Origin of the sequence: Actinomadura logoneensis, from assembly GCF_003428695.1 — a bacterium.
Lineage (GTDB): Bacteria > Actinomycetota > Actinomycetes > Streptosporangiales > Streptosporangiaceae > Spirillospora > Spirillospora logoneensis.
In genome coordinates this window covers 1-8,334 of sequence record NZ_QURH01000028.1, presented here as the reverse complement: position 1 = coordinate 8,334, position 8,334 = coordinate 1, and the positions used below count along the sequence as shown (strand labels likewise).

Annotated in this window: 7 protein-coding genes and 1 pseudogene; 3 read left to right on the top strand and 5 right to left on the bottom strand. The window is 75.2% G+C overall.

The genetic code is table 11. The features are described from left to right. From DZF91_RS01700 to DZF91_RS01690, 3 genes are all read left to right on the top strand, one after another. Positions 1 to 1,401: glycoside hydrolase family 3 protein (locus tag DZF91_RS01700; protein ID WP_117355758.1), on the top strand; the 1,401-nt coding region annotated here is incomplete at its 5' end. 247 nt (positions 1,402 to 1,648) lie between these two features. Then, the gene (locus tag DZF91_RS01695; protein ID WP_117355755.1) at positions 1,649 to 2,356 is read left to right on the top strand and encodes a phosphatase PAP2 family protein; all 708 of its coding nucleotides are present in this window, start codon (positions 1,649 to 1,651) and stop codon (positions 2,354 to 2,356) included. Positions 2,357 to 2,481: 125 nt separating this feature from the next. Next, on the top strand, positions 2,482 to 2,670 hold the full coding sequence (locus tag DZF91_RS01690) for a hypothetical protein (RefSeq protein WP_117355754.1): 189 nt from the start codon (positions 2,482 to 2,484) through the stop codon (positions 2,668 to 2,670). A 47-nt stretch (positions 2,671 to 2,717) separates the two neighbouring features. On the opposite strand, the gene DZF91_RS01685 is transcribed toward DZF91_RS01690, so the two are convergent. The 5 genes and pseudogenes from DZF91_RS01685 to DZF91_RS01665 all read right to left on the bottom strand — a co-directional run. Next, a complete protein-coding gene (locus DZF91_RS01685) occupies positions 2,718 to 3,290 on the bottom strand; it encodes a GNAT family N-acetyltransferase (RefSeq protein WP_117355753.1) in 573 nt (190 codons plus the stop codon). Positions 3,291 to 3,495: 205 nt separating this feature from the next. Then, positions 3,496 to 4,619: pseudogene (locus DZF91_RS01680) on the bottom strand (AAA family ATPase). Further along, complete coding sequence (locus tag DZF91_RS01675) at positions 4,603 to 5,391, bottom strand: RNA ligase family protein (protein WP_117355752.1); 789 nt, start codon at positions 5,389 to 5,391, stop codon at positions 4,603 to 4,605. The pseudogene DZF91_RS01680 and the gene DZF91_RS01675 overlap by 17 nt, the downstream one beginning before the upstream one ends. A gap of 93 nt (positions 5,392 to 5,484) precedes the next feature. Next, positions 5,485 to 6,876, bottom strand: coding sequence for an MFS transporter (locus tag DZF91_RS01670; RefSeq protein WP_235834002.1), 1,392 nt, complete (start codon positions 6,874 to 6,876; stop codon positions 5,485 to 5,487). Between the two features lie 113 nt (positions 6,877 to 6,989). After that, positions 6,990 to 8,334, bottom strand: a 1,345-nt coding sequence (locus DZF91_RS01665; RefSeq protein ID WP_235834000.1) for a cytochrome P450, incomplete at its 5' end; no start/stop codon positions are given.

Genomic DNA, 8,334 nt, shown 5'->3' with positions numbered 1-8,334 from the left:
CGCGTCGGCGCGCCCGCCACCCAGCAGCCCGGCGCGATGGCCCTGGCCGCCGGACGGCGCCCCGCCGACGCCCGCGCCCTCGCCCGCATCACCGGCACCGAACTGCGCGCGATCGGCGTCGACCAGGACTACGCGCCCGACTCCGACGTCAACGTCAACCCCGCCAACCCGGTGATCGGCGTCCGGTCCTTCGGCTCCGACCCCGGCCTGGTCGCGCGGATGGTCACCGCGCAGCTCGGCGGCTACCGCTCGGCGAACGTCACCGCCACCGCCAAGCACTTCCCCGGCCACGGCGACGCCGACACCGACAGCCACACCTCCGTCCCGATCATCCGCCACACCCGCGCCCAGTGGGAGAGCATCGACCTGCCGCCGTTCCGCGCCGCGATCGCCGCCGGCGCCGACTCGATCATGACCGGGCACCTGGTCGTGCCCGCCCTGGACCCGTCCGGCGACCCCGCGACGCTGTCGCGGCCGATCGTCACCGGCATCCTGCGCGACCGGCTGCACTACCAGGGCCTGGTGATCACCGACGCTCTCGACATGCAGGGCGTCCGGGACAAGTACGGCGACGACCGGGTGCCCGTCCTGGCGCTCAAGGCCGGGGTGGACGTCCTGCTCAAGCCGCCCGCCGGGAAGTTCGCCACCCAGCTGGACGCCGTGGTGGCCGCGGTGCGCGGCGGCGAGCTCACCGAGGACCGCATCGACAGGTCGGTCTACCGCGTCCTGGAGCTCAAGCAGCGCCGCGGCCTGTTCACCGACCCCTACGTGGACGAGTCCCGCGTCGGCCGGGTCGTCGGGGCGCCCGAGCACCTGGCGACCGCGCGCCGCGCCACCGACCGCACCACCACCCTGGTCAGGAACGATCCGCAGCCCGGCGGCCTCACCCTGCCGCTGAAGCCGGGACCGCGCAGCGTCCACGTGACCGGCTGGGGGACGAGCACCACCGCGACTCTCGCCGCCGAGATCGGCAGGTACGGCGCGACCGCCGACGCCCACGACACCGGCCTCAGCCCCACGCCCGCCGCGATCGCCTCGGCCGCCGCCGCGGCCCGCGCCCACGACCTCACCGTCGTGGTCACCAACCGCGCCTGGGACACCTCCACCGAGAAGGGCCACAACGGGCCCGGCCAGGCCGACCTCGTCAAGGCGCTGATCGACACCGGCAGGCCCGTGGTGGTCGTGGCCGTCCGCGACGCCTACGACATCAACGCCTTCCCTGCCGCGCCCACCTACCTGGCCACCTACTCCTACACTCCCGACGCGCTCCGCTCGGCCGCCGCGACCCTGTTCGGCGCGAACCCGCCGCAGGGACGCCTGCCCGTCACCATCCCGGTCGCCGGGCACCCCGACCAGACCCTCTACCCCTTCGGCCACGGCCTGCGCTACCCGCGCGGCTGACCCGACCGGCACGCTCCGCACACCCGAGCCCGGCACGGCCCCGGCCACGGCGATCCGTTCGCACCGGGGCCGCACCGGGGCCGCGCCGGGGCCGCGCCAGGCCGTGCCGGAGCCGTGCCGGACCGTGCCGGACCGCGTGGCGTCGCCGATCCGCGGTGATGAGAATCATGTGCGGAGGCGGTGCCGAAAACGTGGCCATCGGGCCCGACGGGCGCTCCCACCTCGGCGGATGAGGCAGGATCAGAGCATGCAGGGGCTCCGATCGGGGGGCGGGCGCCTGCCCGTCCGCGGCATGCGGAACCGGGCGCTTCCGCTCCTGGCGACGCTGGTCGCCGCCGCCACCACACTCGACGTGCTGGCCGGCGGCCTGCTCCGCCATGCCGACTCCTGGGTGTTCGCCGACGGCCTGCCGCCCCGCACCGGAGCCTGGCACTGGTCCTGGCGCACCATCGTCAACGGCGGCCAGTACTGGCTCGTCGGCAGCCTGACCGGCCTCGCCGCGCTGCTCGCCGCGTGGCGCCGCCGCAGCCTCTGGACGGCCGTCCGCGCCGGGGCCTGGCTGCTCGCCACCGAGGCCGTGATCCGCGCCGCCCAGGTCGGCTTCGCCCGCACCCCGCCCCGCACCGGCGCCGACCAGCTGTTCACCGACGGCTACCTGTCGTTCCCCTCCGGGCACGCCGCCAACGCCGCCGCCTGCCTCACCGTGACCGCCGCGCTCCTCAACGCCTCCCGCCGCTGGTGGATCGCCGTCCACACCCTCGTCGCCGCCGTGGCCGTCGCCGTCGTCACCCTCGGCTACCACTGGCCCACCGACGCCCTGGCCGGATGGGCCCTCGGCATCGTCCTCGGCGCGATCGGCCGCGCCGTCATCGGCCCCGAACCCCGCCCGGCCCCCGTTCCCGAGCAGCGCGACCCGGAGGCCGCGGAGCTGTCCACGGACGCCGCGACCCGGTGACCCCGACCGCCGCAGCCGCTTCGCCCGGGGTCGGGCGCGGGCCTTCCCGAGGCTCGGGTATACAGGGAAGCGGCCCGTTTCCCCTGGGCCTGGCCCCGGCACACCCGCGAGGACGGCTGACCCGCATGGCTTTCAAACGCCCATCGTTCCTGCCCAGCCTGGACGAGCTGGAGGACCGGGCCCAGCGCCGCTCGGTCGAGGGCGCCACCCCCAAGGGCCAGTTCGACCACCCGACCGCCAAGTACATCTTCTTCGCCGGGCTCGTCCTGGTCGTCGTCGGGCACGCCGCCGGGGCCGTCCTGCTGTTCTTCTGACCCCGCCCGACCCGCCGAGGACCCCCGCGGGGACGCCGGGCGGAGGATCAGGAGCGGACGGCGGCCTGCGCGTCCCACTCGCGGCGCAGCATCGCGTACACGACCTCGCTGGCCCACTCGCCCTTGACGAACTCGTTCTCCACCAGCAGCGCCTCGCGCCGCATCCCCAGCCGCTCCAGCACCCGCGCGGACGCGTCGTTGCGCGCGTCCAGCCGGCCGACCACCCGGTGCAGGCCCGCCTCCTCGAACGCCAGCCGCAGCACCGCCCGCGCCGCCTCGGTCGCGAACCCCTTGCCGTGGTAGGACGGGTTGAAGATGTAGCCGATCTCGGCGCTGCGGTCCCGGCGGCTGCTCCACTGCAGGTTGACCTCGCCGATCACCTCGCCGCGCTCCCGCCACTCCACGGCCAGCGCCAGCCAGTCGCCCTCGCGGTCCCAGCCGTCCGCCACCTTCTTCTCCCGCAGGAACGACCGCGACTCCTCCAGCGACCGGGGCTCCCAGTACAGGAACCGGGCCACCTCCGGAAGCGACTGGTAGGCGTACAGCGCCTCGAGGTCATCGTCGCGGAACGGCCGCAGGTCCAGACGTTCGGTCCGAATCGGGTACGCGGGCTTGAGCATTCAACGATCCTACGGTCGCGGTACCGGCCGCGCGACAGGGATTCCCCGATCATGCCCCCTACCGGCAGGCCCCCGAGCGCCGCACTTCAGCGCGGAACACCGCCTCCCGCCTCACCCCGTCCGCCGGGCCCGCCGCGCCGCGGGCGGACCGGTCGGCGTCGCCCGGCGTGTCGCGGGTGCGTCACCGCGGCGTCAGCCCGTGGCGTCAGCCCGTGGCGACCCACTCCACGTGATGCGCCTCGGTCGGGTCGGGCGTCTCCCACCGGCGGACGAGCCGGTCGACCACCGCGTCCGGCACCGGCGCGGGACGGCCCCGGTTGCGGGCGCGCAGCACGTCCGGCGCGGCCTCCAGCGCCGCGACCTCCACCCGTCCCCGGTAGTCCGCGACCAGGCCGATCGTCTGCCCCCGCAGCTGCCGCGACACGTTCGTCGCGTTCCACACGAACGACTCGCCCGCCCGCAGGTGCGCGCGCGCCCGCTCCTGCGCCGCCGCCACCACGGGACGCTGGTCCCCGGTGGGCGCGACGCCCATCTCCGCGCGCAGCGCGTCCAGGCTCACCACCGGCAGGCCCGGACGGTGCGCCGCGATCCAGTGGTCCTTCCCGACCCCCGGCAGCCCCGACAGCACCGTCACCGTGCAGCGCGTGTCGTCGAAGGCCGCCCAGTCGGGGTCCCGGTGGGGGCGGCGGAAGAACCAGAACCGGGCGTGGTCGGACGGGAACGCGCGCGGGGCGTCCAGGCAGCGCTGCTCGGCGCAGTACTCCCGGTACAGCGCGATGTTCTCCAGCACCTCCTCGGTGTCGCCGCAGATCCGGCCGAGGATGTCGGCGGTCGCGAGCAGGACCAGGTCGTCGTTGCGCGCCAGCAGGCTCACCCGGAACGCGATCTGCCGCAGGTCCGGACGCTCCAGTGCCCAGAACGGCACCTGGTGGTGCCGCACCAGCGCCGCCACGTGCTCGCGCCACGCCACCGGCGCGCCCATCTCCCACAGGATCCGCCGCACCAGCAGGTCACCGCGCCGCGAGTGGCCGTGCGCGGTGACCGACCCGTCGTCCTCGTGCCGCGTGCAGTCCGGTTGGCGATGTCGTGCATGAGGACGGCCGCGAACAGCCGCGCGCGGTCGTCCGCCGGACGCGTCCGCCACTCGGCGGACGCGGCGAGCGCCTCGCACGCCATCCTCGTGTGCGTCGCGACGTCGCCCTCGGCGTGGTGCACGGCGTCCTGCGGGACGCCCGCCAGCCGCCGCACCCACGCGAACGCCTCGGTGATCCCGTCCCACGGCACCGTCCAGTGCGGCGGCGCCGGGCACAGCTCATCCCACACCCGCATACAGCACCCCCGGGTCCGCGAGGCCGTTGGCGACGATCGGCCGGTCCTGCCAGTGCGTGCCCGCGTCCAGGATCGCGGTGAGGAACCCCGACCGGACCCACTTGTAGCGGCCGACCGTCCTGCCGCCCTCCTCCACCTTCACGTAGAGGCCCTCCATCTCGTCGGCGGCGTCGGTCTCGGCCGCGACGCGCTCGGGATCGGCGCCGATGGCCGCCGCCGCGTCCCGCAGCGCCTCCCGCCAGCGCGGCGTGCGGCAGGTGGACGGGCCGACCAGCGCCGTCAGCTCGCCGAGGTCGGCCACCGGGCCCGTCCGCAGGACCGGCACCGACACGACCGGCGTACCGTCCAGCAGCGCGCGCCGCTCCCGCGTCGACAGGAACATCCCGTCCTGCCGGTCGAGGATGTCGAACTCGCAGAAGTAGTGGGGGAGCGCGTCGTAGAAGACGGTGTGCTTGGCGTACAGCCATTCGCCGTACATGACGTACCGGTCGCCGAGCCGCGGCCACAGCGTGTGCCGGACGGACGCCGCCCACGCCTTCAGCGGCGCGAACTGCCGCTCGCGCGGCCCGCCCGTCAGGTAGTGCCCGCGGCTCTGCAACCGCAGCTCGCCCGCCGGGGTGAAACTGATCCCGGCGTTCGCGCCGTCCAGCTTCTCCTCCACCACCAGGTACCGGCCCGCGATCTCCTCGAACGGGGCGGCCGACAGATCGTGGTCGCCCGGTTGGAGCCGGGACCCCCGCAGGTGCCGGGTCCGCGGGTACTTGTGCAACATGCCCACGGTTGTACCGGCCCGCCGCACCCCCGACCAACCGCATTTCCCACGCACCCGCCATCGTCATGCGCAGCGCCCGTGACTCCTCACGGGTCAGAGGCGGATGAGGGCCGTGGCGGCCAGAGCTGCCAGCCACAGGGCGGCGCTGACCCATGCCAGCGTGTGGAGTCCGCTCGCGAACGCCGTGCCGTGCAGGGGCGACCCGGCGATCGAGCCGAACACCGCCGCGCCCAGAGCCGTGCCGACCTGGCGTGCGGTGTTGTTGAAGCCGCCCGCGAGCCCCACGAGGCCGGACGGCGCCGTCCGCATCGCCGCCGACACCGCCGACGCCGTGATCAGACCGTCCCCGATGCCGATGAGCAGCAGCGTCGGCACCAGCACCGCGTACGAGGCGTGGGGGCCGGTGAACAGCAGGGCGGGCGTTCCGCACAGGGCGGTCACGATTCCCGCACGGACGGGAAGCCGCGGTCCGAAGCGCGCGTTCAGCATTCCGCTCAGGGGAGCCAGCAGCACCAGCGGGGCCGCCATCGGCAGCAGCATCGCTCCGGCGACCAGCGCCGACCTGCCCTGCACCTGCTGCAGCCACAGCGTCACCACGAACAGGGTCCCGTTGGTCACCAGGTTCATCACCAGCGACGCCCCGTTCGCGCCGAGGAACGCCGGAGCCCGCATCAGCGCCGCGGGGAACAGCGGGTCGGCCGCCCGTCGCTCCACCAGGACCAGCGCCGTTGCGCTGACCAGTGCCGTGGCGGCCGTGGCGAGGACGGCGACGCGGTCTCCGTGGCCGAGCTGGATCACCGCCCACACCAGCGTGCCGAGCGTCACCGGGGCGAGCACGAGGCCCGCGAGGTCAAGGCGCCCGCTCCCGCGCCGCGCGGACGGGTCGGGGGACACCAGCAGCAGGACGCCCGCGACCGCCGCCACCACGATCGGCACGTTCAGCAGGAAGATCCAGCGCCATCCCGGGCCGTCCACCAGCAGCCCGCCGAGCAGCGGCCCCGCGGGCAGGGCCGTGGACGACACCGCCGCCCACGCGCCGAGGGCCCGCGCCTGCTCCGCCGGGTCGGGGAACATCCGCGTGACCGCCGCCAGGCTGCCCGGCAGCAGCATCGCCGCGCCAGCGCCCTGCACCGCCCGCGCCGCGATCAACGGACCCGGACCGGACGCCAGCCCGCACGCCAGCGACGCCGCGCCGAACAGCACCAGCCCGGCCACCAGCATCCGCCGGTGCCCGAACCGGTCGCCCAGCGCGCCACCGCCCAGCAGCAGGCCCGCGATCGCCACCGCGTAGCCGTCCACGACACCCTGCATCCCGGCCAGGCCGGTGCCGAGCGCGCGGCTGATGCCGGGCAGGGTGACGTTGACGATCGTGACGTCGAGCAGCACCAGGAACATCCCGGCGCACACCACCGCGAGCGCGGCGCGACGGCGCGCGGCCCCGACGGCCGGCACGGCCTCCTGGCGGATCTCAGTGGGGGAGCTCATGAGCCCATGCTCACCGGCGGACGTTTCGCCGAACTCCGAAATGTCCCGCGCAGGCACGGGCACCGGGGGCGTCCGTGCCGGTCAGCGTGCGGTGCCGCCTTCCGGCACCCGGATCACCGGAGGCTGACCATCAGCTTCTCGGGGGCTCGGGTGAGCAGGCCGCCGTACCGGGGACGGAACCCGTCGGCCCAGCGCATCCGGGGGAACGCCTCCAGCAGCGACCGCACGCCGATCTCGGCCTCGGCGCGCGCCAGCTGCGAGCCCAGACAGAAGTGGCGGCCCACGCCGAAGGCCAGGTGCCCGGCCGCCGCGGTGAACTGCCGGTCCGGGTCGTCGGCCAGGCGGGACGGGTCGAACCGGTCCGGGTCGGCGAACCGCTCGGGGTCGCGGCCCGCCGCGCCGACCAGGCAGGCGACGGTCGCGCCGCCCGGCACCCGCCCGGACGGCAGGTCCACGGCCTCGGCGGTCTGCCGCAGCACCACCTGCACCGGCGGGTCCCGGCGCAGCGTCTCCACCCACGCCGCGGCCAGCCCGTCGGGGGCGGCCCGCAGCGCGGCGAGCGTGCCGGGGCGGTCCAGCAGGTTCGCCAGCATCGACCGCATCCCCTTGTCGGTGCTCTCCCCGCCGGCGCCCAGCAGCATCCCGCAGAAGCCCAGCACCATGTCGTCCGGCAGGGCCGCGCCCTCCACCTCCGCCGTGCACAGCACCGACAGCAGGTCGCGGCCCGGCGCGACCCGCCGCCGCGCCACGTAGGGCGCCAGGTAGCGGTACAGCTCGTCGCGGGCCGACAGGCCGCGCTCCAGCGTCGCCGGGTCCTGCCGGTAGTTGCTCAGGTAGGAGAAGCCCGCCTTGTACCACTCCTGGAACAGCGGCGCGTCCGCCACGGGCAGTCCGAGCGCCGTGACGACCACCGCGATCGGCAGCCGGTGGCAGAAGCCCTCCACGAGGTCGACCACGCCGTCGCCGCGTCGGGCGCGGGCGGCCAGGTCGTCCACCAGGTCGGCGGTGGTGCGCTCGATCGCGGCGGTGAGCCAGGTCAGGGCCCGGCCGCGGAACGCGGGGGTGAGGAAGGAGCGGTGCGCGGCGTGCTCGCGGTCCTCCATTTGCAGCACCGTCCGCCCGAACATCGGCGCGAGCTGCCAGGCGTAGTTGCGGGACGTGAACCCGAACATCGGCGCGAGCTGCCAGGCGTAGTTGCGGGACGTGAAGCGGGGGTCCGACAGCGCCATCCGGACGTCGGTGTACCGGCTGACCAGCCAGGCGTCCAGGGGTTCGTCGCGGACGACGGGGAACTCCTCGCGCAGCCGCCGGTACAGGGGGTAGGGGTCGCGTTCGAACTCCGGCCACAGCAGGCTCGGCGGAGTCCGCGACGGGTCGACGATCTCCCAGCCGGCCGGCCCGCCCACAGGCAGCGCGCCCGGCGCCCCCGGCAGGGCCGTCCCGGACGGGCCGCCCGCC

Coding starts and splice junctions, on each gene's coding strand:
- DZF91_RS01695 (WP_117355755.1), top strand. CDS start 1,649: ATGCAGGGGCTCCGATCGGGGGGCGGGCGCCTGCCCGTCCGCGGCATG.
- DZF91_RS01690 (WP_117355754.1), top strand. CDS start 2,482: ATGGCTTTCAAACGCCCATCGTTCCTGCCCAGCCTGGACGAGCTGGAG.
- DZF91_RS01685 (WP_117355753.1), bottom strand. CDS start 3,290: ATGCTCAAGCCCGCGTACCCGATTCGGACCGAACGTCTGGACCTGCGG.
- DZF91_RS01675 (WP_117355752.1), bottom strand. CDS start 5,391: ATGTTGCACAAGTACCCGCGGACCCGGCACCTGCGGGGGTCCCGGCTC.
- DZF91_RS01670 (WP_235834002.1), bottom strand. CDS start 6,876: ATGAGCTCCCCCACTGAGATCCGCCAGGAGGCCGTGCCGGCCGTCGGG.